Raw genomic sequence first — 26,418 nt, forward strand, 5'->3', positions numbered from 1 at the left:
CCAACCGGGGTGGGCCGGCATTCCGCCGGGCCCGACTCTCCGGTCCACCCGTCCGGGCCGGGGGGCCACGGCGGTCTGCCATGTACAACGACCCCGCCCCGCCGGCCATTCCGCCACCCGACCAGCCCCGCCCACCCGACAACGTAGGCCAGACCGGACATCCCGGCGGCGGCCACCTGACCCGGAACCGGACACTCGGTCGTGCCCGGCGGGGATGGTTGACCACCTCGCCGAGGTGCCGAGTCGGCTACGGCCTCCACTCCCACCCGAGGCCGGTTCGGCGTGTCGTGGCGCGGAGGCATGACCGGGACGAGCGTGATACCTCTGAGGTATCAAAATGCCTCAGAGGTATCACGCTCACCGGACAGCTTCCCTCCGGTAGGTGATCGAACGAATCCGCCAGCTGCCCAACGGTTGCCGGCCGGAGGGACCACCGGCGCCGCACGGCTGGACCCCGACCACCGCGCCGCCGGTCCAGGACCCCGGTCGCGCCACCCGGACCCGCGCACGCCACGAGCCGGCATCCAGGCAGTCGGGACGGCCCGCCCAGACGGCCAGCGGTCGGCAGGAAGCTGACGAATGGTCAGCGACCGGGAGCCGCCTTGGTGCCCTCGTCCAGCGCGGCCAGGATCGCCTCGGCGGTCCGCTTCCCCACCCCGGGCACCTCGGTGATCTCCTCCACGCTCGCGGCGGAGAGCCGCTTGAGCGAGCCGAAGTGCCGCAGCAGCGCCTTGCGGCGTACCTCGCCGAGGCCGGGCACGTTGTCCAGCGCGGATTCGGTCATCCGCTTCGAGCGACGCTGCCGGTGGAAGGTGATGGCGAAGCGGTGCGCCTCGTCGCGGACGCGTTGCAGCAGGTAGAGCCCCTCGGAGGTGCGCGGGAGGATGACCGGGAACTCGTCGTCGGGCAGCCAGACCTCCTCCAGCCGCTTGGCCAGGCCGCAGAGCGCCACGTCGTCGATGCCCAGCTCGGCCAGCGCCTGGGCGGCCGCCGCCACCTGGGGTGCGCCGCCGTCGACCACCACCAGCTGCGGCGGGTACGCGAACCGGCGCGGCCGCCCGGTGGTCGGGTCGATGCCGGGCCGGTCCGGGTCGGCGGCGGTCTCCTCACCGATCTCGCCGGTCTCGGCCCGGGCGTCGAGGTAGCGGGCGAAGCGGCGGCGCAGCACCTCGGACATCGCGGAGAGGTCGTCGGTGGCGCCTCGGACGATGAAGTGGCGGTACTCGCTCTTGCGGGGCAGCCCGTCCTCGAAGACGACCATGCTGGCCACCACGTCGGTGCCCTGGATCTGCGAGACGTCGAAGCACTCGATGCGCAGCGGGGGCGTCCGCATCCCGAGCGCCTCGCTGATCTCGTCGAGCGCCTTGCCGCGGGTGGTCAGGTCGCCGGCCCGGCGCAGCTTGTGCCGGGCGAGCGCGTCCTTCGCGTTGCGCTCGACCGTCTCCATGAGTGACCTCTTGTCGCCGCGCTGGGGCACCCGCAGCGACACCCGGCTGCCCCGGTGGCTGGAAAGCCAGTCGGCCAGCGCGTCGGCGTCGGCCGGCAGCTCGGGGACCAGCAGCTCGCGGGGCACGTCCGCCTCGCCGTGCTCGCCGCCGTAGACCTGGGTGCAGAAGTGGTGCACCAGGTCGCCGGTGCTCAGCTCCTCGGTCTTCTCCACCACCCAGCCGCGCTGGCCGCGCACCCGCCCGTCGCGGACGTGGAAGACCTGCACGGCGGCTTCCAGCGGGTCGTCGGCGAAGGCCACCACGTCGGCGTCGGTGCCGTCGCCGAGCACCACGGTCTGCTTCTCCATCGCCCGGCGCAGCGCGGCGACGTCGTCGCGCAGCCGGGCGGCCCGCTCGAACTCCAGCTCTTCGCTGGCCTCGGTCATCTCCCGTTCCAGCTTGCGGACCATCGTGTCGGTGCGGCCGGCCATGAAGTCGCAGAAGCCGTTGACGATGTCGCGGTGCTCGTCGGCGGAGACGCTGCCGACGCAGGGCGCGGAGCACTTGCCGATGTACCCCAGCAGGCAGGGCCGGCCCACCTGGCCGGCCCGCTTGAACACCCCGGAGGAGCAGGTCCGCGCCGGGAAGACGCGCAGCAGCAGGTCGAGGGTCTCGCGGATCGCCCAGGCGTGCGAGTACGGCCCGAAGTAACGCACCCCCTTGCGCTTGGCGCCGCGCATCACCTGCAGGCGCGGGTACTCCTCGTCGAGGGTGACCGCCAGGTACGGGTACGACTTGTCGTCGCGGTAGCGGACGTTGAACCGGGGGTCGTACTGCTTGATCCAGGTGAACTCCTGCTGGAGCGCCTCGACCTCGGTGGCGACGGTGATCCAGTCCACCGACTCGGCGGTGAAGACCATCTGCCGGGTGCGCTGGTGCAGGTTGACCGGGTCGGCGAAGTACGAGTTGAGCCGGCTGCGCAGGTTTCTCGCCTTGCCGACGTAGATCACCCGGCCGGTGCCGTCCCGGAAGCGGTAGACCCCCGGTGACTCCGGGATGGTGCCGGGCGCGGGACGGTAGGTCGAGGGGTCAGCCACCCGTCAAGACTAATCCGCACCCCCGACATGCTCCCCCGACCCGCGGGGGCGCTCCCCCGCCGCCCGGCCGGTGGATCATGAGGCCGGCGTGGCCGACCTCATGATCACGCGGGCCCGGTGGCGGCGACGGCGGTTCAGGCCAGGCTGATCTGGTCGCCCTGGACCTTGAGCGCCTTCGGCGCGAGCGGCTTGGTCGCCGGGCCCTGCTTGACGGAGCCGTCGGTGATGGAGAACTTGCTGTTGTGGCAGGTGCAGTTGATGGTGCCGCCGTCGACGTTCGACACCGGGCAGCCCTGGTGGGTGCAGATCGGGTCGAAGCCCTTGAACTGCCCCGGCTCCGGCTGGGTGATCACCACACCCTGGGCGGCGTAGACCTGCCCCCCGCCGACCGGGATGTCGCCGGTCGTCGCCAGCGAGGACGAGCCCTCGCGGTCGCCGCCCTCCGCATCGCCGGCGGTGGCGCCCGGTCCGCCGCTGGTCGCGGGGGTCGCGCCGTCCCCGGAGTCGTCGCCGCCGCAGGCGCTCAGGAGGACCGACGCCCCCACCGCGCCGGCGCCGGCGAGCAGGGCTCGCCGCGTCTGCGTACCGGGTCCGGTCAACACCTGGTCGTCACTCATCTCCGGCCTTTCTCTCGACTGCCGCCGCCGGTCGTCGACCTCGCGGCCTCACCTCGGCACACGCAACACTGTGCCGGACGGTTCAATCCCGTCGGCCCGCGGCTCGCCGGGAAACGGGACGGGCGGGCCGGTTTCCCGACCCGCCCCGCCGTACCGTCGCTCAGCGCGCCGCCGCCGGCACCTTTCGGGTACGCGACTTCGGGGCGCTGCCGTTGGCCTTGGCCGCCCGGCTGGTCGCCGCCTTGGCTCCCTTGGCCTCGCCGTCGAGCTTGAGCACCTGGCGCAGGAACTGACCGGTGTGGCTCTCGGCCACCTCGGCGACCTCCTCCGGGGTGCCGGTGGCGAGCACCGTGCCGCCCCGGTGGCCGCCCTCCGGACCCATGTCGATCAGCCAGTCGGCCGTCTTGATCACGTCGAGGTTGTGCTCGATGGTGATCACCGTGTTGCCCTTGTCGACCAGGCCCTCCAGCACCATCAGCAGCTTGCGGATGTCCTCGAAGTGCAGGCCGGTCGTCGGCTCGTCGAGCACGTAGACCGTCCGCCCGGTGGAGCGCTTCTGCAGCTCGGAGGCGAGCTTGACCCGCTGCGCCTCACCGCCGGAGAGCGTCGGCGCCGGCTGGCCGAGCCGGACGTAGCCCAGGCCGACGTCGACCAGCGTCTTGAGGTGCCGGTGGATGGCCGGGATGGCGGAGAAGAACTCCGCCGCCTCCTCGATCGGCATCTCCAGCACGTCGGAGACGGTCTTGCCCTTGTAGTGCACCTCCAGCGTCTCCCGGTTGTACCGGGCGCCCTTGCAGACCTCGCAGGGGACGTAGACGTCCGGCAGGAAGTTCATCTCGATCTTGATGGTGCCGTCGCCGGAGCACGCCTCGCAGCGGCCGCCCTTGACGTTGAACGAGAACCGGCCCGGGCCGTACCCCCGGACCTTGGCCTCGGTGGTCTCGGCGAAGAGCTTGCGGACGTGGTCCCAGACACCGGTGTAGGTGGCCGGGTTGGAGCGCGGCGTCCGGCCGATCGGCGACTGGTCGACGCCGACGACCTTGTCCACGTGCTCGAGGCCGCTGACCCGGGTGTGCCGGCCCGGCACCAGCCGGGCACCGTTGATCTGGTTGGCCAGCACCGCGTAGAGGATGTCGTTGACCAGCGTCGACTTGCCGGAGCCGCTGACCCCGGTGACCGCGATGAGCTGGCCGAGCGGGAACGAGACGGTGAGGTTGCGCAGGTTGTGCTCGCGCGCGCCGTGCACCACCAGCTCCCGCTCCGGCGTCTGCGGGCGGCGCTGCCGGGGCGTCGGGATCGACCTGCGCCCCGACAGGTACGCCCCGGTGACCGACTCCGGGTTCTCCAGCAGCGCCGGCACCGAGCCGCTGTGCACGATCTCGCCGCCGTGCTCGCCGGCGCCCGGGCCGATGTCGACGATCCAGTCGGCGACCCGGATGGTGTCCTCGTCGTGCTCCACCACGATCAGCGTGTTGCCCAGGCCGCGCAGCCGCAGCAGCGTCTCGATCAGCCGGTGGTTGTCCCGCTGGTGCAGGCCGATGGAGGGCTCGTCGAGCACGTAGAGCACGCCGACGAGGCCGGAGCCGATCTGGGTGGCGAGCCGGATGCGCTGCGCCTCGCCGCCGGAGAGGGTGCCGGCCGGGCGGTCCAGGGAGAGGTAGTCCAGACCGACGTCGAGCAGAAACTTCAGCCGGGCGTTGATCTCCTTGAGCACCCGCTCGGCGATCATCTTCTGCCGGTCGGTCAGCTCGATGCCGGCGAGCAGCTCGGCCGCCTCGCCGACGGACAGGTTGCAGACCTCGGCGATGCTCTTGCCGGCCAGGGTGACCGCGAGCACCTCGGGCTTGAGCCGGGCGCCGCCGCACGCCGCGCAGGGCACGTCCCGCATGTAGCCCTCGTACTTGTCCCGCGACCACTCCGACTCGGTGTCGGTGTGCCGGCGCTCGATCCACTGCACCACGCCCTCGAAGCCGGTGTAGTAGGAGCGCTCGCGGCCGTACTTGTTGCGGTAGCGCACGTGCACCTGGTCGTCGGAGCCGTGCAGGATCGTCTTCTGCGCCCGCGCCGGCAGCGCCCGCCAGGGCGTGTCGATGTCGAAGTGCTGGCTCTCGCCGAGCGCCTCCAGCAGCCGGAGGAAGTATTCGAGGTTGTGCCCGGTGGCCCACGGCTGGATGGCGCCCTCGCGCAGGGTGCGCTCCGGGTCGGGGACGACCAGCTCGGGGTCGACCTCCTTCTTGGTGCCCAGGCCGGTGCACTCCGGGCAGGCGCCGTACGGCGCGTTGAAGGAGAAGACCCGGGGCTCCAGGTCCTCGATCGCCAGCGGGTGGTCGTTGGGGCAGGCCAGGTGCTCGGAGTAGCGGCGCTCCCGGTCGGGGTCGTCCTCGGCCAGGTCGACGAAGTCGAGCAGCACCAGGCCGCCGGAGAGGCCCAGGGCGGCCTCGATCGAGTCGGTGAGCCGCTGCTTGGCGCCGGCCTTGACGCTGAGCCGGTCGATCACCACCTCGATGGTGTGCTTCTCCTGCTTCTTGAGCTTGGGCGGCTCGGTCAGCGGGTGCACCACGCCGTCGACCCGGGCCCGGGCGTAGCCCTTGGCCTGGAGCTCGGCGAAGAGGTCGACATACTCGCCCTTGCGGCCGCGCACCACCGGCGCGAGCACCATGAAGCGGGTGCCCTCGGCCATGCCGAGGACCCGGTCGACGATCTGCTGCGGGGTCTGTCGGGAGATCCGCTCCCCGCAGACCGGGCAGTGCGGCTCGCCGATGCGGGCGAAGAGCAGCCGGAGGTAGTCGTAGACCTCGGTGATGGTGCCGACGGTGGAGCGCGGGTTGCGCGAGGTCGACTTCTGGTCGATGGAGACCGCGGGGCTCAGGCCCTCGATGAAGTCGACGTCGGGCTTGTCCATCTGGCCGAGGAACTGCCGGGCGTACGACGACAGCGACTCGACGTACCGGCGCTGACCCTCGGCGAAGATGGTGTCGAAGGCCAGGCTCGACTTGCCGGAGCCGGAGAGCCCGGTGAAGACGATCAGGGCGTCCCGGGGCAGGTCGAGACTGACGTCACGCAGATTGTGCTCGCGCGCGCCACGGATGATCAGTCGGTCGGCCACTGTCCGTGTACTCCCGGGTGAAGAAAGTGAGGCGGATCTGTCCGCTCGGAGCGAGATCTGAGCGGTTTACGGGCGCAGAAATGACGCCTCGGCAACTCTAGCCCCGAGGTACGACAACTTTCCGCGCCCGCACATTCCCCCAGGTCACACCGGTCGGGCCGGGGTGGCCCACGCCGGTGCGGGGTTCAGAATCCGCCCGGTGACGCCGGGGGTGCCGGACGCGCCGTCCGGCGGCGGCCACCCCGCCACCCGCCGCGCCGCTCGGCCGCCAGCCGGGTCTCCCGGCGGCGGCTCTCGAACGCCACCTCCCGCTGCAACCGGCTCCAGCTCTCCCAGCGCCGCGCGGGCAGCTCCCCGGTCTCCAGCGCCTCCCGCACCGCGCAGGCCGGCTCGGCCTCGTGTGCGCAGTCGGCGTACCGGCAGCCGGTAGCCAGCTCGGCGATGTCGGAGAAGGCGCGGTCCAGCCCGGCGGAGCCGTCCAGCAGGCCCACCGCCCGTACCCCCGGGGTGTCCAGCACCGCGCCGCCGCCCGGAACCGGCACCAGCGCCCGCCAGGTGGTGGTGTGCCGGCCCTTGCCGTCCACCCGGCGGATCGCCTGGGTCGGCATGACCGCGGCCCCGGCCAGTGCGTTGACCAGGCTCGACTTGCCGGCCCCGGACGGACCGAGCAGGCCGAGCGTCAGCCCGGGGGCGACGAGCGGACGCAGCGGCGCCAGCCCGGTGCCCCGCTCGGCGCTGACCGGCAGCACCGGCACCCCCGGCGCCACCGAGGCGAGCTGCCGGGCCACGGCCGCCGGATCGGCGGCCAGGTCGACCTTGGTGAGCACGACCACGGGCCGCGCCCCGGACTCGTGGGCCAGGGAGAGCAGCCGCTCGATGCGGGCGACGTCCGGTTCCGGGTGCACCGGTTCGACGACCGCGGCGGCGTCGAGGTTGGCGGCGAGCACCTGCCCGCTGGCGTCCTTGCCGGCGGTCCGGCGCACCAGCGCGGTGCGGCGCGGCAGCACCGTCTCGACGGTGACCGGGCCGTCCGGCCAGGTGGCCAGGAGCACCCAGTCGCCGGCGCAGGGCAGGGCGGTCAGGTCGCGGGCCGCGGCGGCGAGCACCGCCGGGCCGAGACTGGCGCGGACGGGTCCGTCCGCGCAGAGCACGGTGCAGACCCCCCGGTCGACCCGGGCCACCCGGCCCGGTCGGCGGTCGGGGCGCTGTCGTGCGTACGCCGCCCGGTCGGCGTCGAAGCCGAGGGCGGTCAGATCGATGGTCATGTCATCCTCATCGGAGTCGGAACTGGTCGTGGTGGTATCCGCGTGCTGCTACCGGCATGGCCACCACCTCTCCTCCGATGTCCGGGTGCCGCGTTCGATGCCGACGGTAGGTGCCGCGGCGACGCGCCGAAAGCGATTTCCCCGGCGACGGGCCCGCCCGGTACCGCTAGGGTCGGTGCGTGACCACTGATCCGCTTCTGCTGGCCGGTGAGGTGGACGACGCCACGGCCCGGCTCCTGCGCGCCGCGGCCGCTCTCGACGACGCGGACGTCGCGGCGCCCTCGCTGCTGCCCGGCTGGACCCGCGGGCACGTCCTGGCGCACCTCGCCCGCAACGCCGACGGCTTCGTCAACCTGCTGACCGCCGCCCGCACGGGCGAGCCCATCCCGATGTACGCCAGCCCGGAGGCCCGCTCCGCCGACATCGAGGCCGGCGCGTCCCGGCCGCCGGCGGCCCACCTGGACGACCTGCGCCACTCCGCCGAGCGGTTCGCCGAGGCGGCCGCGGCCATGCCCGTCGAGGCGTGGTCGGCCACGGTGCAGACCCGGCGCGGCCCCTGGAAGGCCGCGATGCTGGTCTGGGGGCGGCTGCGCGAGATAGAGGTGCACCACGTGGACCTCGACGTGGGTTACCGGGCGGCCGACTGGCCGGCGGCGTTCGCCCACCACCTGCTGCACGAGGTGGGCGCCGGCCTGGCCGCCCGCACCGACGTCCCGGCGATGGTGCTGCGCTTCGACGGCAGCCGACACGAGCTGGTGGTCGGTGAACGTGAGGCCGCGCCGCTGGTCAGCGGCCCGGTCGCCGAGCTGGCCGCCTGGTTGATCGGGCGCAGCCGCGGCGAGGCGCTCACCGTCACCCCCGACGGACCCCTGCCGACTCCACCGGAATGGATCTAGACACGTCATGAGCTACACCGGAGACGTCACCGCCGGCGGCCCGCCCGCCGTGCGGGAGCTCGACCGGCTCACCGTCACGAAGCTGTCGGTGGGCCCGATGGACAACAACGCGTACCTGGTGCGCTGCAAGGGCACCGGCGAGCAGGTGCTCGTCGACGCGGCGAACGAGGCCCCGCGGCTGCTCGACCTGGTCGGCGACGGCGGGTTGGCCGCGGTGGTCACCACGCACCGGCACATGGACCACTGGGTCGCGCTGGAGGAGGTCGTCGCGAAGACCGGCGCCCGCGCCCTGGTGCACGCCGACGACGCCGAGGGCCTGCCGATCGAGGCGGAACGGCTCGCCGACGGCGACACCGTGCCGGTCGGCGACTGCGCCCTGGAGGTGATCCACGTCCGGGGGCACACGCCGGGCTCCATCGCCCTGCTCTACCGGGACCCGGCCGGCACCCCGCACCTGTTCACCGGGGACAGCCTCTTCCCGGGCGGGGTCGGCAACACCGACCAGGACCCGGAGCGCTTCGGCCAGCTCATCGACGACGTGGAGCAGAAGCTCTTCGACCGGCTGCCGGACGAGACCTGGTTCTACCCGGGGCACGGCAAGGACAGCACCCTCGGGGCGGAGCGCCCGTCGCTGCCGCAGTGGCGGGCCCGCGGCTGGTGAGCGTCCGGCGCCGGTCAGCTCGGCTGACCGGCGCCGGTCAGGGCGCGCAGCCGGCGCCGGGTGCCCAGCAGCACCACGCCGGCCAGCGCCAGGCCGACCGCCATGGTGACCAGCATCGGGCTGCCCTCGCCCGGCAGCAGCCCGGCCAGCGACCGGGACGCGGTGCCCAGCGCCAGGTAGAGGCCGGCCCAGAGCGCGGCGCCCGCCGTGGCGCAGGCCACGAACCTCCGGTACGACATCCGCAGCCCGCCCGCGGCCAGCGGCAGCAGCGCGTTGAACACCGGCAGGAACGGCGCGATGAGCACCATCCGCCCGCCGCCGGAGCGCAGGATCCCCTCGGCCGCGGCCCAGCGGGCCTCACCGATCCAGCCGCCGACCCGGCTGTGCCGCAGCCGCTCGCCGTACACCCGGCCGGCGAGGAAGCTCAGCGACCAGCCGGCGACGCAGCCCACCACCACCGCGGCGACGGTGGCCGCGCCGGTCACCGGACGGCCCACCCCCACCGCCGCGAGAACCGCGACGTCGCCGGGGACCAGCACCCCGAGCAGCGGTACGGCGTCGGCGAGCATGACCAGCCCCAGCGCCCCCATCAGCAGCGTGGTGGGCAGCTCCCCGACCTGGGCCAACGTATCCAGCATGGTCATGACGCTATGGGCGGTGGGCGATCCGCACATCGGGTCCGGCCCCCCACCCCGCCCTGAACCCCGGCTCGGGGTCACCCCTGAGCCGGCCGTCGGGTCAGCGTGGCCGGAGCACCTGCACCCGGCGTACCGGCGAGTCGACGTAGGGCTCGGTGGTGGGCACCGGATAGCTGGCCACGACCTCCAGGGCCTCGGCCGGCAGGTGCCCCCGGTCGGGGTCGCCGACCAGCACCACCGCCCCGGCGGCGGCGGCCCGGCGCAGGAACGGCAGCACCCGCCCCGCCAGCCCCGCGTCGTAGAGCACGTCGCCGGCGAGCAGCAGGTCCATCCCGGTACCGTCGCCGTCGAGCAGGTCGCCCTCGGTGGCCGTGACCGCCACCTGGTTGGCCCGGGCGTTGACCGTCACCGCCGCCACCGCCCACGGGTCGACGTCGTTGGCGACGACCTCGGACGCGCCGGCCAGCGCGGCGGCGATGGCCACCAGACCGGAGCCGGCGGCCAGGTCGAGCACCCGACGTCCGGCGGCCAGTTCGGGGTGGTCGAGCAGGTACCGGGCGAGCCCCTGCCCGCCGGGCCAGGCCGACGCCCAGTACGGCGGCGGGAGGGTACGGCCGGCCGCCGCCTCCATCCTGGCCCACCAGACGATGGCGTCCTCGGCGAGGTGCAGCCACACCTCCGGCACGAACGGCGTGGGGACCAGCCGCAGCCGGTCCAGCCCGTCGCCCGGCGCGCCGATTTCGCGCGTCAGGACGCTCAACGCCGCCGTGCTGGGTCCGCCCACCGGTCGAGCATGCCGGAGCCGACCGGGCATCGCGCGGCTTTCGCGTCCGACTCGCGATTTTTCCGTTGGCCGCCTTGCGGCACTTCGGCCAGCGAACGACCGCTCCGCCGGTTACCCTCGGGGGGATACAGGGCGATCATCCGTCGACACGCGGGTGCTCACCCGTCTTGAACAGGGAGAGATGCATGGCAACCGGCACGGTCAAGTGGTTCAACTCGGAAAAGGGCTTCGGCTTCATCGAGCAGGACGGCGGAGGCCCGGACGTCTTCGTCCACTACTCGGCCATCGCCTCCAGCGGCTACCGCGAACTGAACGAGGGCCAGAAGGTCGAGTTCGAGGTGACCCAGGGGCAGAAGGGTCCGCAGGCGGACAACGTCCGTCCGCTGTAGTCCGTGCCGGTGGCGGCGGTCGGGTCGGCCGCCGCCACTGCGCGTCCCCCCGGACCGGTCCGACGCGGCCGGCCGGTGTCCGGCCTGCTCAAGCGACCATGCGTCGGGCGAGCTCGTCGGCGACCTGTTTGGCGATGGTCGGTGGAATCGCCGCGGCGATCTTCTCCGGCGTCAGGCCGGCCAGGACACCCTGGACGATCGCCGGCTCGTCGGTGAAGTCCTTGTTGCCGAGCGCGGTCAGCGCCGTCTGCAGCGCGGTGAGTTGCGCGCCGAGCGACTTCAGGGTCGGGTGCTGGACGACGAACGCGGGATCCGTGTGGTCCTCGCCCAGCGCCATCCGGGTGTAGATCTGGCCGACCGGGTTACGTCCGTCCAGCACGGTCAGGTTGCGGTGGACGGTCTGCAGCCAGTTGTGCTCTTCGGGGGTCATGTCGTCGTCCTCCAGGAGTCCGATGGTGGTGAGATAGCGCCGGAACAGCGGTCGCTGGTCCCGGTTCGCCTTCGTGGAGTCGCGGAAGTAGCTGAAGTGGGTGTGGTACAGGTGCGAGTCGTCGCCGCTGCTGCGCCTGCCCAGCCGGTCCCACCGGCGGACGACCTTTCCGTCCGGTGAGTAGATGATCTCGCGCAGGTCGCGGCTGTCCGGCGTGTTCGCCACGCACTGGGCGACACACCAGGTGGAGAACGTGTGCAGGTTGTGCGTCCGGCCGCCGGCGCGGACCTCGAAGATGCCGACGTCCATCGCGGAGGCGTACAGGGTGAGCCCGGTCGAGTCCCGGGTGGACTCGACCACCGAGTAGTCGTTGGTCACCACCCGGTCGGAGCCGCAGTGGTAGCCGCCACGATGTGCGGGATCGCCGACGATGCCGACCTCACCGGGTTCGAGGTCGTCGTCGCGAGACGTGTCGGGGTCGATGTTGAGGTTGTCGAGCAGCAGGCGGCGGGCGGCCAGCAGATTGGCCGGAGCCGTTGTCATGGGATCCCCTTCCGTCGGTCAGGGGCCGGGCACGACAGTGACACCGCGTGGCGGTGTACGGGTGCGGGAGCGAGCCCGACCAGGAGATGCACTTCGTCGGGCGTTGGCTGAACGATAACCGGACGAACGGACAAACGCCCAGCTCAAACGCCCTCTATTCAGATGGGACGAAGCTGTGAGCCGGCTGAGACGGCCGGGCCCGTGGCACCCCGTGCCACCCGCGCCGCCACCCCGCATGGATGAAGTCCACAACGGAGAGTGACCGCCGGACCGCGGGTGCGCGGAGGCCGTGGCCGAAAAAGCCTCGCCCGCGCGCGAGGTCAGCTCGTCGGGCGGCGCGCCGACTCGGCCCGGACGGCGTCCCGGTGCGCCCGCATCGAGGCGACCATCGTCGCCATGAAACGGTGCACGATCTCCAGCTCCTCGTCGCTGAAGCGGGCCATCACCTCGTCCGTGCGGCGGCCGAGCGGGCCGAAGAAACTCATCGCCAGCGCGGCGCCCTGGTCGGCGTAGTGCAGGAAGACCTTGCGCCGATCGGCCGTGTCCCGGTCACGGCGGATGTGCCCGGCCCGCTCCAGCCGGTCGATCAGTGCGGTCACCGAGCCGGAGGAGAGGTTGAGCTGCTCCCCCAGCCGCCCGGGGGTGATCGGGTCGCCGGTCAGTTCCGCGTCCATGACGGCGATCAGCGCGTGCAGGTCGGTGGGGTTGAGCCCGTGCAGGCCGGCGAACGCGTGCCCGATGTGCTGCGCGTCCACGGAGTACCGCCGCAGGTCATTGGTGATCTCGGCGACCAGCTGACTGCGTCGGTCGTCCCGCCGTCGATACATGCCGTGCGCTGCCACGTCTGGTGGTTCCCCCTGTCGACCGCCGCCCGGGTGCAGCATAGAGCAGCGCTCGACAATCTCGCTTGTCAAGATACTCGACGGCTTGCACTAATGCTCTCGTTGGACAAGACTCTTGACAGCCGAGATTTCAAGTCGAAGGACCGTGAGGGCACCCGATGTCTGTGTTCACCCGCGTCGCTCGCGGCCAGCTGGCCGCCTGGCTCACCGTGGTAGCCGCGCTCGTCGTCGGCGCGGCGGTCTTCGGGCTGCCGAAGCCCGCCAATCCCGACCCGGTCTCCGCCACCGGCCTGTCGGTCGAGTGGCAGTCGACCCAGGTCGAGCGCCTCCAGGACCAACTGCCCGCCAGCGACACCCAGCCGGCGATCGTGGTGCTCAGCCGCGACGACGGGGGGCCGCTCACCGAGGCCGACCGCGCCGCGCTGACCGCGCGCTCGGACGAACTGGCCCGGTTGGCCGTGGGCGGCCGGATCAGCCCGCCGCAGGTCGCCCCGGACGGCACGGTGGCGCTGGTCGCCGTACCGCTGTCCACCGCCGGTGGTCAGGAACAGGTCGGGCAGACGGTCGATCAGCTCCGCGCCGCCCTGGCCGGCCTGCCCGACGGGCTCGCCGTGCAGGTGACCGGCGGGCCGGCCTTCACCGCCGACCTCACCAAGGTCTTCGAGGGCGCCGACACCACGCTGCTCCTGGTCACCGCCGCCGTGGTCGCGCTGCTGCTGCTGATCACCTACCGCAGCCCGTTCCTGTGGATCGTGCCGCTGGTCGTCGTCGCGGCGACCGAGCAGCTCACCCTGCGCGCCCTGGACACGATCGTCCCGGCGCTCGGCATCAACATGCCCGGCGGCGCCGTCACCGGCATCGCCAGCGTGCTGGTCTTCGGCGCCGCCACCGACTACGCGCTGCTGATCATCGCGCGCTACCGGGAGGAACTGCGCCGCGAGGAGGACCGCTTCGTCGCCATGCGGGCCGCCCTGCGCCGCACCGCCGAGCCGATCCTGGCCAGCGGCATCACCGTGGTGCTCGGCGTACTCACCCTGCTGCTGTCGGAGCAGGAGCTCAACCGGGCGCTCGCGGTGGCCTGCGCCACCGGTGTGGTCTTCGCCATGCTCTCCGCGCTCTTCGTCCTCCCCGCCGCGCTGGTGATCTTCGGCCGAGGCCTGTTCTGGCCGTTCGTCCCCCGGGCCGGTAGCGCGGCGCGGGAGGGCCGGCTGTGGGGCCGCCTCGGCGCCGCCGTGGTCCGTCGGCCGGCACCGGTCGCCGTCCTCGCCACGCTGCTGCTCGCCGGCCTAGCGCTCGGTGGGCTCGGCATCCGTACCGGCCTGTCCGAGACCGAGCAGTTCCGGGTGAAGCCCGAGGCCGTCGCCGGCGCCGAGACGCTGGCGAAGGCGTTCCCGGCCGGAACCACTCAGCCGGTCGCCGTGCTCACCACCCCCTCGGCGGCACCCGCCGTCACGGCCGCCGCGGCGGCCGTCCCCGGCGTCGCCTCCGCCCGGCCCGGCGAGGCGGGCGCCGGCATCGCCCAGGTCGACGTCGTGCTGGCGGCCGAGCCCGGCACCGCCGCCTCCGACCGGGCGATCGAGGCGCTGCGGGACGCGGTCGCCTCGGTCCCCGGCTCCGCCCCGCCCGCGGTCGCCGGCGCGGACGAGCCCTCCGGTGCGGTGGTCGGCGGTTCGGTAGCCGCCACCTACGACTCGACCGAGGCCGACGGGAAGGACCTGCGGCTGATCCTGCCGATCATCCTGCTGCTCGTCGGCGCCGTGCTGGTGCTGCTGCTGCGGGGCCTGGTCGCCCCGGTGCTGCTGGTGCTCACCGTCATCGCGTCGTTCTTCGCCAGCCTCGGCGCGGCGTGGCTGCTCTTCGACCACGTCCTCGGGTTCCCGGCGCTGGACAGCGGCGTCCTGCTGATCGCGTTCGTGTTCCTGGTGGCGCTCGGCGTGGACTACAACATCTTCCTGGTCACCCGCGCCCGGGAGGACGCCCGCAGCGCGGGCACCCGGGACGGCATGCTCTCCGCGCTCCGGGTCACCGGCGGGGTCATCACCAGCGCCGGCGTCCTGCTCGCCGCGGTCTTCGCCGTCCTCGGCGTCCTGCCGCTGATCACGCTGACCCAGGTCGGGACCATCGTCTGCATCGGTGTGCTGCTCGACACCCTGCTGGTACGCACGGTCCTCGTGCCGGCGCTGGCCTTCCTGCTGGGCGACCGGTTCTGGGCGCCGGGCCGCATCCACCGCGATCTGACGCCCGACGCCCCGCTGGAGCCGGAGCCCGTCGCCGCACGGCCCTGACCGTCGCCCCCAACCGGTCGGGCCCAACGGTCGCCCACACTTACCGAGAAAGCGTGCCTATTTCGCGTCGAATAGCCACGCTTTCTCGGTAAGTGCGCCCCGACGGCCTCGACCGGTCGGGGCAACGGTCGGGGGCCGTGTGGGGCAGGCCGGCCGGGAGGGGCGCCGCTCGACGTCGTCGCGTGGCATTGCGCCGCCGGGAGCGTGGCGCGTCGGGGTCGGCTCACACCGACGCCGTTCGCCGTCGTGAGAAGCCAGGCCGGCGGGAGCGGGCGCGCGGCTACCGGGGCGGTGGGGTGCCGGTGGTGCGTACCGCCCGGTCCCGGGTGGCCCAGGCGACCACGAACACCGCCGTCCAGGCCACCCCGAGCAGCACCGAGGTGACCGTCCCGCTGGCCGTGCTCCAGCCCAGGTAGAGACGGGCTCCGCCGAGCACGGCGATGCCGGCTGCCGCCGCCGTCCAGGCGGCCACCGCCACCGGCCAGCGGGCGTCGCGGGAGACCAGCCAGGCGAGCGTGCAGAGGCTGGCGGCCACCACCGCGTTCTGCGTCGGGAACATGACCGCCGCCCGGGCCGACGGGGTGGCGTCGGCGACCACCGCCAGGACCACCAATGGCAGGAAGGCCCCGACCGTGCCGAAGACGCTGAGCAGGTCCGCCCGCCAGGGCCGGTGCCGCCAGGCGAGCACCCCGGCCACCACCGCCACCAGCACGATCAGGAACGACCCCCGCAGCACGGAGACCGTGGTCAGGGCGGCCTGCACGGCGTCCGGGGTACGGCGGTGGGCGAACCAGTCCGCGATCGCGCCGTCGACCACGGCCAGCCCGCTGAAGCGCACCACCGCCTCCAGCAGCCAGGCGACGGCGAACCCGGCCGCCGACAGCAGCAGCAGGCCGGCGCCGAGGTTGAGCAGCAGCGCCCAGCCCGGCCCGAGGTGCATGGCGATCAGGAAGAAGAGGATGCCGTACCGGCCGGTGACCCAGCGCACAGGCGGCAGGGCGGCGGCCCGGGTCAGCAGCGCCCGCGCCGGGTCGGGATGGCGTCCCAGCCACCGCCCGGCCAGCACGATCGCGGCCAGCACGGCCAGCAGCACCAGCACCACCCCGGTGGCCCGGCCCAGCAGGCGGGAGACCGTCTCGTACGACTCGCCGGCCAGGTACCCGAGCAGCACCGAACCGCCCACCCAGGTCGTCACCCCGGCCAGGTTCCACGGCGCGAACCGCCGGTACGGCAGGCCGGCCGCACCGGCCAGCCGGGGCACCAGGGTCCGGGCGAAGGCGATCCAGCGGGCCGCGAACACCCCCCGCCCGCCCAGCCGGCCCAGCAGCGCGTCGGCCCGGGCCCACCGCTCGGGTCCCACCCGGGTGCCCAGCCCGCTGGCGCGCAGCCGCGGCCCGTACCGGCGGCCGGACCGGAACGCGAGTGTGTCTCCCATCACCGCCGCACCTGTCATGACGAGCAGCGCGGGAACAAGCCGAAGCGTCCCCGCGTAGGCTAAGAAGCCGACCAGCAACAGGGTCGCCTCGCCCGGCACCAGCAGACCGAAGATCACCGCGGTCTCCCCCGCGACGATTGTCGCGGCGATCACATAGATCAGCAGGGACGGCAGGCCCTGCAGCGAAGTCAGCAGGTCATGCATCCGGTCCCCATGAACACGGGGGCCAGCATGCCAGCCGCGCGAATGGTCGGAACAGCAGTTCCGGCACAGATCCGGGCCATCTGGGGGTGACCCCGACACGTGCCCCGGCAACCGTAGACAGGAGTATGGAGGGTATGCAGCTTCGCACCGACCTCCGCAACGTCGCCATCATCGCCCACGTCGACCACGGCAAGACGACCTTGGTCGACGCCATGTTGCGGCAGGCCGGCGCCTATGGCGCCCGCGGCGAGGTAACCGAGCGGGTCATGGACTCGATGGACCTCGAACGGGAAAAGGGCATCACCATCCTCGCCAAGAACACCGGCGTGCGGTACATGCCGGCGGACGGCTCCGACCCGGTCACCATCAACATCATCGACACCCCCGGCCACGCCGACTTCGGCGGCGAGGTGGAGCGCGGCCTCACCATGGTCGACGGGGTCGTCCTGCTGGTCGACGCCAGCGAGGGCCCGCTGCCGCAGACCCGGTTCGTGCTCCGCAAGGCGCTCAAGGCCCGCATGCCGATCATCCTGGTGATCAACAAGGTGGACCGCCCGGACGCCCGGATCAAGGAGGTCGTGGACGACACCTACGAGCTCTTCCTGGACCTGGACGCCGACGAGGAGCAGATCGACTTCCCGATCGTCTACGCCTGCGCCCGCGACGGCATCGCCTCGCTGACCCAGCCGGCCGACGGCTCGGTGCCGGACGACAGCAGCTCTCTGGAGCCGCTGTTCCGTACCCTGCTGGACACCATCCCGGCGCCCGCGTACGAGGAGGGTGCGCCGCTGCAGGCGCACGTCACCAACCTCGACGCCTCCCCGTTCCTCGGCCGGCTGGCGCTGTGCCGGGTGCGGCAGGGCACCATCCGCAAGGGCGAGTCGGTCTCCTGGTGCCGCACCGACGGCAGCACCCAGCGGGTGCGCATCTCGGAGCTGCTGATGACCGAGGGCCTGGAGCGCAAGCCGGCTGACTCGGCGGGCCCGGGCGACATCATCGCGGTCGCCGGCATCCCGGAGATCATGATCGGTGAGACGCTGGCCGATGCGGAGAACCCGACTCCGCTGCCCCTGATCACCGTCGACGAGCCGGCCATCTCGATGACCATCGGCACCAACACCTCGCCGCTGGTCGGCCGGGTCAAGGGCGCCAAGGTCACCGCCCGGATGGTCAAGGACCGGCTCGACAAGGAGCTGGTCGGCAACGTCTCGCTGCGGGTGCTGCCGACCGAGCGGCCGGACGCCTGGGAGGTGCAGGGCCGTGGTGAGCTGGCGCTGGCCATCCTGGTGGAGCAGATGCGCCGGGAGAACTACGAGCTGACCGTCGGCAAGCCGCAGGTGGTCACCAAGGAGATCGACGGCAAGGTCTGCGAGCCGGTCGAGCGGCTGACCATCGACGCCCCGGAGGAGTACCTGGGTGCGATCACCCAGCTGCTGGCCACCCGTAAGGGTCGGATGGAGCAGTTGGTCAACCACGGCACCGGCTGGATCCGGATGGAGTGGCTGGTCCCGGCGCGTGGCCTGATCGGCTTCCGCACCGAGTTCCTCACCGACACCCGGGGCACCGGCATCCTGCACCACGTGTTCGAGTCGTACGAGCCCTGGTTCGGCGAGCTGCGGACCCGGCAGAACGGTTCGCTGGTCGCGGACCGGGCCGGCGCCGTCACCTCGTTCGCCATGATCAACCTGCAGGAGCGCGGACAGCTCTTCGTCGAGCCGACCACCGAGGTGTACGAGGGCATGATCGTCGGGGAGAACTCCCGCTCCGACGACATGGACGTCAACATCACCAAGGAGAAGAAGCTCACCAACATGCGGGCGTCGACCTCCGACGAGACCGAGAAGCTGATCCCGCCGCGCAAGCTCTCCCTGGAGCAGGCGCTGGAGTTCTGCCGCGAGGACGAGTGCGTCGAGGTCACGCCGAGCGCGGTCCGCATCCGCAAGGTCGTGCTCGACCAGCAGCTGCGCGGCCGGGCCGCCGCCCGCCGCAAGCACGCCGGCTGACCCACCGCACGACCCACCGGAGCCCGGACCGCCCTGCGGTCCGGGCTCCGCCCGTTCCCGCTCCGCACCGGCCGTCGATCACGACCGGCGGTCCTTGACGGCGAGCAGGGCGAACAGGTCCGGCACCGGGCCGGACCCGGACTCGGTGGTCCGGGTCAGCGTGAGGCCGGCGGCGGTGACCGCGTTGAGCAGGTCGGCCAGGGGTACGTGCCAGGCGCCCACCCGGGCCCGCACCCCGTGCGTCGACCAGACCCGGAAGCTGCGTTCCCGCTCGGCGTAGCCGCCGTTGACGACGATCCGCGCGGGGTCGGACCGGTCGGCGAACGGGCCGATGAAGCACGGGTGCACGCCGACGTGGACGAAGCGCCCGCCGGGCGCCAACACCCGGGCCGCCTCGGCGATCACCGCCGGGTAGTCGGGCACGTCGGTGTGGGCCAGCACGCAGGCCACCGCCGGCAGCGCCGCGTCGGCGACCGGCAGCGCGGCGGCGTCGCCCCGGGCCACCGGCAGCCGGGCGAGGGCGTGCCGGAGCTGCCCGCCGGAGAGGTCGACGCCGACCGGCTCCCAGCCCAGCCGGCGCAGCTCGGCGGCGTGCGCGCCGGTGCCGCAGCACAGGTCGAGGCAGCGGCCGGGGCCGGGGCCGAGCAGGTCGGCGAGCTGCCGGCGGACCCGGGTCATGTAGTCGGCGGCGGTGTCGGAGGCGAACTGTTCGTACCAGTCGGCGTGGGCGTCGTACGCGGCAACCGTCATGTCGGCACGGTATGCGCCCGGACCGGGGCCGCGCTGTCCCGCGCCGAGAATGATCGGCTACGGTCACCGGCATGACCTGGGATGATCTCGACGCGCGGCTGGAGCGGGTGCCCGGCACCGTCTCGGCCTACGTGGGGCGGCTGGGCGCGGCACCGACCTGGACCCGCCGGCCCGACGCCACCCACTACGCGGCCAGCACCATGAAGGTCGCGGTGCTGCTCGCGCTGCACCGGGCCGCCGAGGCGGGCGAGCTGGACCTGGACGCGCCGACCCCGGTGGTCAACGGGTTCGACTCGGCGCAGCCCGGGACGCCCCGCTTCACCTGCGCCCAGCACTACGACAACGACGACGCGGTGTGGGCGCGGGTGGGCGGAAGCGCCCCGCTGCGTTGGCTCGCCGACCGGATGATCACCCGGTCCAGCAACCTGGCCACCAACATCGTGCTCGGCCGGGTGGGCCTGCCGGCGGTGGCCCGCGCCTGGGCGCTGGCCGGGGCCCGGCACAGCGTCACCGGCCGGGGCATCGAGGACTTCGCCGCCCAGGACGCGGGCATCACCAACCTGGTCACCGCCGCCGACCTCGCGGCGCTGCTCGGCGGGCTGGTCGCCGGGGCAGCCCGCCCGGGACCGCTGGCCTCCCCGGCCGCCTGCGCGGCGATGAGAGACGTGCTGCTGGCCCAGGAACACCGCGAGGACCTGGCCGCCGGGCTGCCCGAGGGCACCCGGATCGCGCACAAGAACGGCTGGGTACGGGGCGTCCGGCACGGCGCCGGCGTGGTCCTGCCGGACGACGCCCCGCCGTACGTGATCGTCGTCTGCACCACCACCGACCTCGCCGACGGCGGCGCCACCGGCGAGGAGATCGAGGACGACGCCTGCCGGCTGATCGCGGACATCTCGGCGCGGGTCTGGGCCGCCCGGCACGACCTGGCCGGCTGACCCCGGGTCACTCCAGCAGGTTGTCCCGCAGCGCCTCGCGCACCTCGTCGGTGACGCCCAGCCCGTCGCGCAGGTACGCGTCGAACGAGCCGTGCACCCGGCGCACCTCCTCGTAGGCGGCGTCCAGGTACTCCGGGCGCACCTCCAGCACCGGACGCACCGTCTCCGGGTCCAGCGCCGGTTGCCGCCCCACCATCGCCTCCAGCAGCACCTCGCGCAGGCTCACGGTCAGCTCGTTGTGGCACAGGTAGTCGGCGCGGATCGCTGCCGGGTCCACGTCCAGGGCGGTGAGCAGCAGCACCGCCAGCCAGCCGGTGCGGTCCTTGCCGGCCGAGCAGTGGAACAGCAGCGGCAGGTTGTCCGCGTCCGCCGCCAGCCGCAGCGCCGTGCCGAACCCCGCCCGGGCCGACTCCCCGGTGACGAACCAGCGGTAGATCGCCGCCATCGCCGCCGGGGTGCCCTCCCGGGCCAGTTCGTCGTACGCCTCCAGGTCGTGGCCGAGCAGCAGCGCCGAGACGTACGTGAAGACCGGGTGCGCCGGGTCGAGGACCGGCAGGTGCACCACCCGGGGCTCCCCCACCAGCCGGTCCGCCGGGGCGACCATCATCTCGGAGGCGTCCCGCAGGTCCACCACGCAGGCCGGGGCGAGCTTGCCCAGCACCGGCAGGTCGGCGTCGGTCAGCCGGCCCAGCGCCGGGGTGCGGATCAGCTTCCCGGCGCGTACCCGGCGCCCGTCGGCGGCGGGCAGCCCGCCCAGATCACGCGCGTTCGGCGCGCCCACCAGCTCCCAGTCCCGCCTGCCCATTCGGCCTCCCCCTGCGCTGCCCGTCTCCGTATAGGGTGCCGCACATGACGATCGCCGCGGTACGCACCCACCGGCTTTCCGCACCCCTGCACACCCCGTTCGTCACCGCGCTGCGCCGCACCACCACCGTGGACACCCTGGTGGTCGAGGTGATCGACTCCGACGGGCGGTCCGGCTTCGGCGAGGCGCCCCAGGTCTGGAAGGTGACCGGCGCCTCGGTCGCCGGCGCCGAGGCCTGCGTCCGCGACATGCTGGCCCCCGCGGTCGCCGGCCGGGACGCCGACGACCTGGTGGCCCGCTGCGCCGAGGTGCGCACGGCGGTGACCGGGAACGAGTCGGCCAAGGCGGCGCTCGACGTCGCGCTGCACGACCTGGCGGCCCGGCGGCTCGGCGTACCCCTGGCGCGGCTGCTCGGCGGCACGACGCTGCGCGTCCCGACGGACGTCACGCTGGCCGCCGGCGACGCGGTGGAGCTGGCGGCGGCGGCCAAGCAGCGCCGCGCCGAGGGCTTCGACGTGCTCAAGCTCAAGGTCGGCACGGACGCGGCGACCGACCTGGACCGGGTCCGCGCGGTGCGGGCGGCGGTCGGCCCGGGGATGCGGATCCGGCTGGACGCCAACCAGGGCTGGACCCCGCGCGAGGCGGTGCGGGTGATCCGCGGCATCGTCGACGCCGGGCTCGACGTCGAACTGGTCGAGCAGCCCGTGTCCCGGTGGGACCTGGACGGCCTGGCCTGGGTCAGCGACCGGGTGGACGTGCCGATCCTGGCCGACGAGTCGGTCTTCGGCGTCCGCGACCTGGTCGAGGTGATCCGCCGTCGGGCGGCCGACATGGTCAACGTCAAGCTGGCCAAGTGCGGCGGCCTGCACACCGCCCGCACCCTGCTCGACCTGGCCCGCGCCCACGAGATGGGCACCATCGTCGGTTCCATGATGGAGAGCGCGGTCGGCATCGGGGCGGCCGCCAGCCTGGTCGCCGCCTACCGCACCACGGCCGTGTCGGACCTGGACGCCGCCTGGTGGCTGGCCTGGTCGCCGGTGCGGGGCGGGGTCCGGTACGACGGCGCCACCGTCGTGCTGCCGGACGCGCCCGGACTGGGCATCACCTCGGTCACTGAAGCAAAAGTGCAGTCCCGCAGTTGATGATCGTTGGTTTCTTTCATAGGCTCGGCTAGGCGCCCGCCCGAACCGGAGGTCGACGTGAAGCTGCAACCGGGCCGCGAGGCCGCCGTCCGGGTCGCCGTCGCGACGCTCTGGGCCACCCCCGAGGCGGTACGCCCCGTCGACCGCCCCGCCCTCGCCCCGCGCACCGACATCCCGGCCTGGGTCGCCGGGATGGACACCGACCAGCGGGTCGGCGAGTGCGTGCTGAGCCAGCTGCTGCTCGGCGAGCGGGTGCTGGTCACCGAGGTACGCCCGGACGGCTGGGCCCGGGTGGTCGCCGTCGAACAGCCCGCGGCGGAACTCGACCCGCGCGGCTACCCCGGCTGGCTGCCCACCGCCCAGCTGGCGCCCGACGAACCGGTCACCCCCGCCGGTGAGCCGCTGGTGGTCGACGCCGGCGTCACCGCCCTGCACGCCGCGCCGGACGGCCCGGTGGTCGTGCCCGGCGTCGTCCTCGGCACCCGACTGACCCCGGCCGGCGGGCCGGTCGACGGGTGGCGTCCGGTGCACGCCCCCGGCCACCCGGCGCCGCTGTGGCTCCCCGAGGCGGACGTGGTCCCGCTGCCCACCGGCCGGCCGGAGCCCGGCGAGGTGCTGGCCGTCGCGGAGCGCCTGCGCGACGTGGTCTACATCTGGGGCGGCGTCTCCAGCCACGGCATCGACTGCTCCGGCCTGGTGCACCTGGCCTGGCGCCGGTTCGGGGTGACCCTGCCCCGTGACGCCGACGACCAGGCCGAGGCCACCGCGCCGGTGCCGCTGGGCGAGGAGCACCCCGGCGACCTGTACTTCTTCGCCCGCCCCGGGCGCCCGATCCACCACGTCGGCATCGTCACCGCCGAGCCCGGCGGCGACCGCCGGATGCTGCACGCCTGCTACCGGCAACGGCGGGTGCTGGAGGAGCAGCTCCCCGCCGACCGGGCCGCCACCCTGGTCGCCGTCCGCCGGGTCTGACCCGTACGCGAGAGGGGCACCCCGGCGAACGGGGTGCCCCTCTTCCGTGTACGCGGGTGAGGCTCAGCGCCGGGCGTCGGCCAGCTCGCGGCGCCGGTCGCGGGACGACTTGACCAGGCTGGCGGCGGTGGCCACGGCGAGGGTGCCGAGGATGACCGTCAGGGAGAGCCAGATCGGGATGTGCGGGGCCCACCCGACGTGCTCCCCGCCGTTGATGAACGGCAGGTTGTTCTCGGCCAGGGCCTCCAGCACCAGCTTGACACCGATGAAGCCGAGCACCACCGCCAGGCCGTAGCTGAGGTAGATCAGCCGGTCCAGCAGGCCGCCGAGAAGGAAGTAGAGCTGCCGCAACCCCATCAGCGCGAAGACGTTCGCGGTGAAGACCAGGTACGGCTCCTGGGTGATGCCGAAGATCGCCGGGATCGAGTCCAGCGCGAAGATCAGGTCGGTGGTGCCGATGGCGATCATCACGATCAGCATCGGGGTGAACAGCCGCCGGCCGGCCTGGTGCGTGGTCAGCTTCGCGCCGTCGTAGTCCTTGGAGATCGGCAAGGCCTTGCGGCTCCACCGGATCAGCAGGTTCTCGCTGAACTCGTCCTCGTCCGGCTCGCCCTGCCGGGCGAGGTTCACCGCCGTGTAGATCAGGAACGCGCCGAAGATGTAGAAGACCCAGGAGAACTGGGAGATCAGCGCCGCGCCGGCGGCGATGAATCCACCCCGCATGACCAGGGCCAGCACGATGCCGATGAGCAGCACCTTCTGCTGGTACGGCCGGGGCACCCCGAACCGGGCCATGATGATCACGAAGACGAAGAGGTTGTCCACCGAGAGGCTGTACTCGGTGAGCCAGCCGGTGTAGAACTGGCCGGCCACGCTGGCGCCGGACGTGAGCCAGAGCCCGACGCCGAAGATCAGGGCCAGGGCCACGTAGAAGCCGACCCACAGGCTCGACTCGCGGACGCTGGGTTCGTGCGGCCGTCGACCGACGATGAAGAGGTCGATGAGCAGGACCGCCGTCATCACGACGAGGGTTCCGGCCCACACCAATCCGGACACGTTCAAATCAATTCCTCCGGCAGACACGCGGCGTCGGGCACACCGTACGCCGGGTGACGGCGGGGCGGGCGGCGACGCGGACTCTGGTGACTGTCGGAGGTCTCTTCCGCCAGCGACCCGCGGGCGGGGCGATGACCGACGGCGCCGGGTCGGGCCGCCGGGTTCGGCGGTCGACCGTGCTGACGACTCCGTCGCGGGGGAATACTCCCCTCCTCATCGGTCATTGTTCACCATCCCGGCCGGGCACCGCATCTCCAGGTACCTGGATTGCTGGCAGTATCACCTTCCGACACGATCCGTGGCACATCCCCTACGCCGTCCTAGGAGGCTAGGTGCCATCCGAGACTCGGCGCGGGCCGCGGTGAACCCGCTGCTCAGCCGGGTGGCAGCAGCGGATCGGCGAGCGACCAGCCGGCGGCCAGCAACGCGTCGCAGGCCGCCACCGCCCGGGCCAGCCGCTTCGGGTGCGGCCCGGTGAGTTCGATCACCGGCACCCCGCTGCCGGCCAACTCGGCCCGGAACCGCTCGGTCATCCAGGCCCGCAGGTGCGCGCCGTCGCGCAGCCCGTCGTCGAAGAACGGCACCCCGACGTGGTCGGTCAGCAGGTAGAGCGCGGGCCGGCGGGCCGCCGCCCGGACCGACTCCGACGCCGAGCCCAGGTACCGCTCCTCCCACACCGCGGTCGCCCGGGCGTCGGTGTCGCAGACCAGCAGCGGGCCGCTGGACCGGGCGGCGGCGTCCTCCGCCGCCTGCTGGGCGCGGACCACCTCGACGAAGTCGTCTCGGTCCCAGGTGACGTCGAAGACGGTCGCCGCCGGCTGCCGGGCGCGCAGCCGGGCCAGCTTGCGGGCGGTCAACTCCCGGCCGTACTCCGGCACCCAGGCCGTGCCGTAGTGGGCGGCGAGGGCGGCGGCCATCGTGGTGGTGCCGGTCGACTCCGCCCCGACCACCACCACCCGCCGGACGAACCAGGCCCGCACCACCGGGCTCAGCCGGTCCCAGTGCCCCGCCGGGTCCGCCCGGACCGCCGTGCCGGAGACCGGCACAACGCGCCGGTCCGGGTCCACGCAGACCGCCGTGGCGGCGAACCGCCGGGCCAGTTCCCCGCCGTACGTCTCCGAGGAGAACACCGCGTCCACCGGGCGCCCGCCGAGCGCGGCGGTGAAGACCGCGCAGTGCGCGTCCCAGGCCGCCGGGTCGGCGTAGTCCACCGGGTGGTCGTCGTAGCGGCCGACGAACCGGACCCAGGGGGTGTGCGCGTGCGCCTCGCTCAGCCAGTCCAGCCGCAGCTCCAGCGGGATGGACTCCCGGCGCGACGGCGCGACCACCACGGTCACGGCCGCGCAGCGGGCGGCGGCGGCCTCGATCAGGGCGTGGTGCCCGGCGTGCGGTGGGTAGAACTTGCCGACCACCATGCCGTGCCGGAACTCCGGCCGGACCGGGCCGGTGGGCGGCCCGCTCACGCGATCGCCGGGGCCGGACCGGGCGGCACCACGGTCGGGGCGCCGGCCGCGCGCAGGTCGGCCCGCCAGGCCCGCAACCCGAGTACGCAGAGCGCCAGGAAGACCAGGTAGAGCGCGCCGGTGAGCCAGAGACCCTTGTACGCGTAGAGCGGGATGTAGACCAGGTCGGCCACGATCCAGAGCCACCAGCTCTCCACCAGCTTGCGGGTCTGCCCGTAGGTGGCCAGCAGCGACAGCGCGGTGGTGAACGCGTCGGCCAGCGGCACGGTGGAGTCGGTGGCCCGGTCCAGCAGCGCCCAGAGCCCACCGGTGAGCAGCACCCCGGCGACCGCCAGCCCGGCCCACTCCCGGCCGCTCGTCCGGCTGACCGCGAGCCGGCTGCGCCGCTCGCCGCCGACGAGCCAGTGGTACCAGCCGTAGAGGCCGAGCAGCACGTAGACGACCTGGAGACCGGCGTCGGCGTACAGGCCGGCGGTCCAGAACAGCACCATCAGCAGCAGCACGTTGGCGATGCCCACCGGCCAGTTCCCGATGCGCTGCCGGGCGACCAGCCAGACGTTGAGCACGCCGGTGGCGAAGCCGAGCAGCTCCGCCCAGGTCGTCCCGACGCCCCCGACGGTGAACGCCACCGTGGTCAACCAGTCCAGCATGATCCGCCCCTCCCCTGGCC

At 73.2% G+C, this 26,418-nt stretch carries 22 protein-coding genes; 8 read left to right on the forward strand and 14 right to left on the reverse strand.

All coding sequences use genetic code 11. The features are described 5' to 3' along the window. Positions 1 to 583 precede the first annotated feature (583 nt). The 4 genes from uvrC to rsgA form a co-directional block, all read right to left on the reverse strand. Positions 584 to 2,524, reverse strand: a complete 1,941-nt coding sequence (gene uvrC / locus V6U89_RS28920) for an excinuclease ABC subunit UvrC (RefSeq protein ID WP_334576138.1) — start codon at positions 2,522 to 2,524, stop codon at positions 584 to 586. A 134-nt stretch (positions 2,525 to 2,658) separates the two neighbouring features. Beyond that, positions 2,659 to 3,141: a Rieske (2Fe-2S) protein gene (locus V6U89_RS28925; RefSeq protein ID WP_334576141.1), complete on the reverse strand. Its 483-nt coding sequence runs from the start codon at positions 3,139 to 3,141 to the stop codon at positions 2,659 to 2,661. A 160-nt stretch (positions 3,142 to 3,301) separates the two neighbouring features. Continuing rightward, positions 3,302 to 6,247 carry an excinuclease ABC subunit UvrA gene (uvrA, locus tag V6U89_RS28930; RefSeq protein ID WP_334576143.1) on the reverse strand — a complete coding sequence of 982 codons (2,946 nt, stop codon included), beginning with the start codon at positions 6,245 to 6,247 and terminating at the stop codon, positions 3,302 to 3,304. Positions 6,248 to 6,432: 185 nt separating this feature from the next. Beyond that, positions 6,433 to 7,512, reverse strand: a complete 1,080-nt coding sequence (rsgA, locus tag V6U89_RS28935) for a ribosome small subunit-dependent GTPase A (RefSeq protein ID WP_334576144.1) — start codon at positions 7,510 to 7,512, stop codon at positions 6,433 to 6,435. Positions 7,513 to 7,691: 179 nt separating this feature from the next. Here rsgA and V6U89_RS28940 point away from each other — a divergent pair, with 179 nt between their 5' ends. Together V6U89_RS28940 and V6U89_RS28945 are read left to right on the forward strand one after the other, a co-directional pair. Next, positions 7,692 to 8,408, forward strand: coding sequence for a maleylpyruvate isomerase family mycothiol-dependent enzyme (locus V6U89_RS28940; protein ID WP_334576147.1), 717 nt, complete (start codon positions 7,692 to 7,694; stop codon positions 8,406 to 8,408). A 7-nt stretch (positions 8,409 to 8,415) separates the two neighbouring features. After that, on the forward strand, positions 8,416 to 9,069 hold the full coding sequence (locus tag V6U89_RS28945) for an MBL fold metallo-hydrolase (protein WP_334576150.1): 654 nt from the start codon (positions 8,416 to 8,418) through the stop codon (positions 9,067 to 9,069). Between the two features lie 14 nt (positions 9,070 to 9,083). Here the strand turns inward: V6U89_RS28945 and V6U89_RS28950 are convergent, their stop codons facing one another. Both V6U89_RS28950 and V6U89_RS28955 read right to left on the reverse strand, forming a co-directional pair. Beyond that, on the reverse strand, positions 9,084 to 9,707 hold the full coding sequence (locus V6U89_RS28950) for a DedA family protein (protein WP_334576152.1): 624 nt from the start codon (positions 9,705 to 9,707) through the stop codon (positions 9,084 to 9,086). 100 nt (positions 9,708 to 9,807) lie between these two features. Next, positions 9,808 to 10,521, reverse strand: coding sequence for a class I SAM-dependent methyltransferase (locus V6U89_RS28955; protein WP_334576154.1), 714 nt, complete (start codon positions 10,519 to 10,521; stop codon positions 9,808 to 9,810). Positions 10,522 to 10,676: 155 nt separating this feature from the next. On the opposite strand from V6U89_RS28955, the gene V6U89_RS28960 reads away from it, so the two are divergent. Then, positions 10,677 to 10,880, forward strand: a complete 204-nt coding sequence (locus V6U89_RS28960) for a cold-shock protein (protein ID WP_088961229.1) — start codon at positions 10,677 to 10,679, stop codon at positions 10,878 to 10,880. 88 nt (positions 10,881 to 10,968) lie between these two features. Here the strand turns inward: V6U89_RS28960 and V6U89_RS28965 are convergent, their stop codons facing one another. Beyond that, on the reverse strand, positions 10,969 to 11,853 hold the full coding sequence (locus V6U89_RS28965; RefSeq protein WP_334576156.1) for a hypothetical protein: 885 nt from the start codon (positions 11,851 to 11,853) through the stop codon (positions 10,969 to 10,971). Positions 11,854 to 12,173: 320 nt separating this feature from the next. Then, positions 12,174 to 12,680 (reverse strand): MarR family winged helix-turn-helix transcriptional regulator, encoded by a 507-nt coding sequence (locus tag V6U89_RS28970; RefSeq protein WP_334576158.1) that lies wholly within the window; start codon positions 12,678 to 12,680, stop codon positions 12,174 to 12,176. 173 nt (positions 12,681 to 12,853) lie between these two features. On the opposite strand from V6U89_RS28970, the gene V6U89_RS28975 reads away from it, so the two are divergent. Beyond that, positions 12,854 to 14,980: an MMPL family transporter gene (locus V6U89_RS28975; RefSeq protein WP_334576160.1), complete on the forward strand. Its 2,127-nt coding sequence runs from the start codon at positions 12,854 to 12,856 to the stop codon at positions 14,978 to 14,980. A 280-nt stretch (positions 14,981 to 15,260) separates the two neighbouring features. Here the strand turns inward: V6U89_RS28975 and V6U89_RS28980 are convergent, their stop codons facing one another. Next, positions 15,261 to 16,619: a DedA family protein gene (locus V6U89_RS28980; protein ID WP_334576162.1), complete on the reverse strand. Its 1,359-nt coding sequence runs from the start codon at positions 16,617 to 16,619 to the stop codon at positions 15,261 to 15,263. A gap of 134 nt (positions 16,620 to 16,753) precedes the next feature. On the opposite strand from V6U89_RS28980, the gene typA reads away from it, so the two are divergent. Beyond that, positions 16,754 to 18,622, forward strand: a complete 1,869-nt coding sequence (typA, locus tag V6U89_RS28985; protein ID WP_334576164.1) for a translational GTPase TypA — start codon at positions 16,754 to 16,756, stop codon at positions 18,620 to 18,622. A gap of 78 nt (positions 18,623 to 18,700) precedes the next feature. Here typA and V6U89_RS28990 read toward each other — a convergent pair whose 3' ends face one another. After that, positions 18,701 to 19,372, reverse strand: a complete 672-nt coding sequence (locus V6U89_RS28990) for a class I SAM-dependent methyltransferase (protein ID WP_334576166.1) — start codon at positions 19,370 to 19,372, stop codon at positions 18,701 to 18,703. Positions 19,373 to 19,443: 71 nt separating this feature from the next. On the opposite strand from V6U89_RS28990, the gene V6U89_RS28995 reads away from it, so the two are divergent. Continuing rightward, entirely contained in the window at positions 19,444 to 20,310 is an 867-nt protein-coding gene (locus V6U89_RS28995; protein WP_334576170.1) for a serine hydrolase, read from the forward strand. Between the two features lie 7 nt (positions 20,311 to 20,317). On the opposite strand, the gene V6U89_RS29000 is transcribed toward V6U89_RS28995, so the two are convergent. Continuing rightward, the gene (locus tag V6U89_RS29000) at positions 20,318 to 21,115 is read right to left on the reverse strand and encodes a tyrosine-protein phosphatase (RefSeq protein WP_334576174.1); all 798 of its coding nucleotides are present in this window, start codon (positions 21,113 to 21,115) and stop codon (positions 20,318 to 20,320) included. Between the two features lie 44 nt (positions 21,116 to 21,159). On the opposite strand from V6U89_RS29000, the gene V6U89_RS29005 reads away from it, so the two are divergent. Next, positions 21,160 to 22,257, forward strand: coding sequence for a mandelate racemase/muconate lactonizing enzyme family protein (locus tag V6U89_RS29005; RefSeq protein ID WP_334576178.1), 1,098 nt, complete (start codon positions 21,160 to 21,162; stop codon positions 22,255 to 22,257). 57 nt (positions 22,258 to 22,314) lie between these two features. Continuing rightward, positions 22,315 to 23,229: a C40 family peptidase gene (locus V6U89_RS29010; protein ID WP_334576183.1), complete on the forward strand. Its 915-nt coding sequence runs from the start codon at positions 22,315 to 22,317 to the stop codon at positions 23,227 to 23,229. Positions 23,230 to 23,292: 63 nt separating this feature from the next. On the opposite strand, the gene V6U89_RS29015 is transcribed toward V6U89_RS29010, so the two are convergent. The 3 genes from V6U89_RS29015 to pnuC all read right to left on the reverse strand — a co-directional run bounded on the left by V6U89_RS29015 (position 23,293) and on the right by pnuC (position 26,398). Continuing rightward, positions 23,293 to 24,291, reverse strand: a complete 999-nt coding sequence (locus tag V6U89_RS29015) for a TerC family protein (RefSeq protein ID WP_334576187.1) — start codon at positions 24,289 to 24,291, stop codon at positions 23,293 to 23,295. Positions 24,292 to 24,659: 368 nt separating this feature from the next. After that, on the reverse strand, positions 24,660 to 25,748 hold the full coding sequence (locus tag V6U89_RS29020) for an AAA family ATPase (RefSeq protein WP_334576192.1): 1,089 nt from the start codon (positions 25,746 to 25,748) through the stop codon (positions 24,660 to 24,662). After that, complete coding sequence (gene pnuC, locus V6U89_RS29025; RefSeq protein WP_334576195.1) at positions 25,745 to 26,398, reverse strand: nicotinamide riboside transporter PnuC; 654 nt, start codon at positions 26,396 to 26,398, stop codon at positions 25,745 to 25,747. Before pnuC ends, V6U89_RS29020 begins: the two co-directional genes overlap by 4 nt. Positions 26,399 to 26,418: the final 20 nt, after the last annotated feature.

The organism is Micromonospora sp. CPCC 206171, assembly GCF_036906755.1.
In the GTDB taxonomy this organism is placed as follows: domain Bacteria; phylum Actinomycetota; class Actinomycetes; order Mycobacteriales; family Micromonosporaceae; genus Micromonospora; species Micromonospora purpureochromogenes.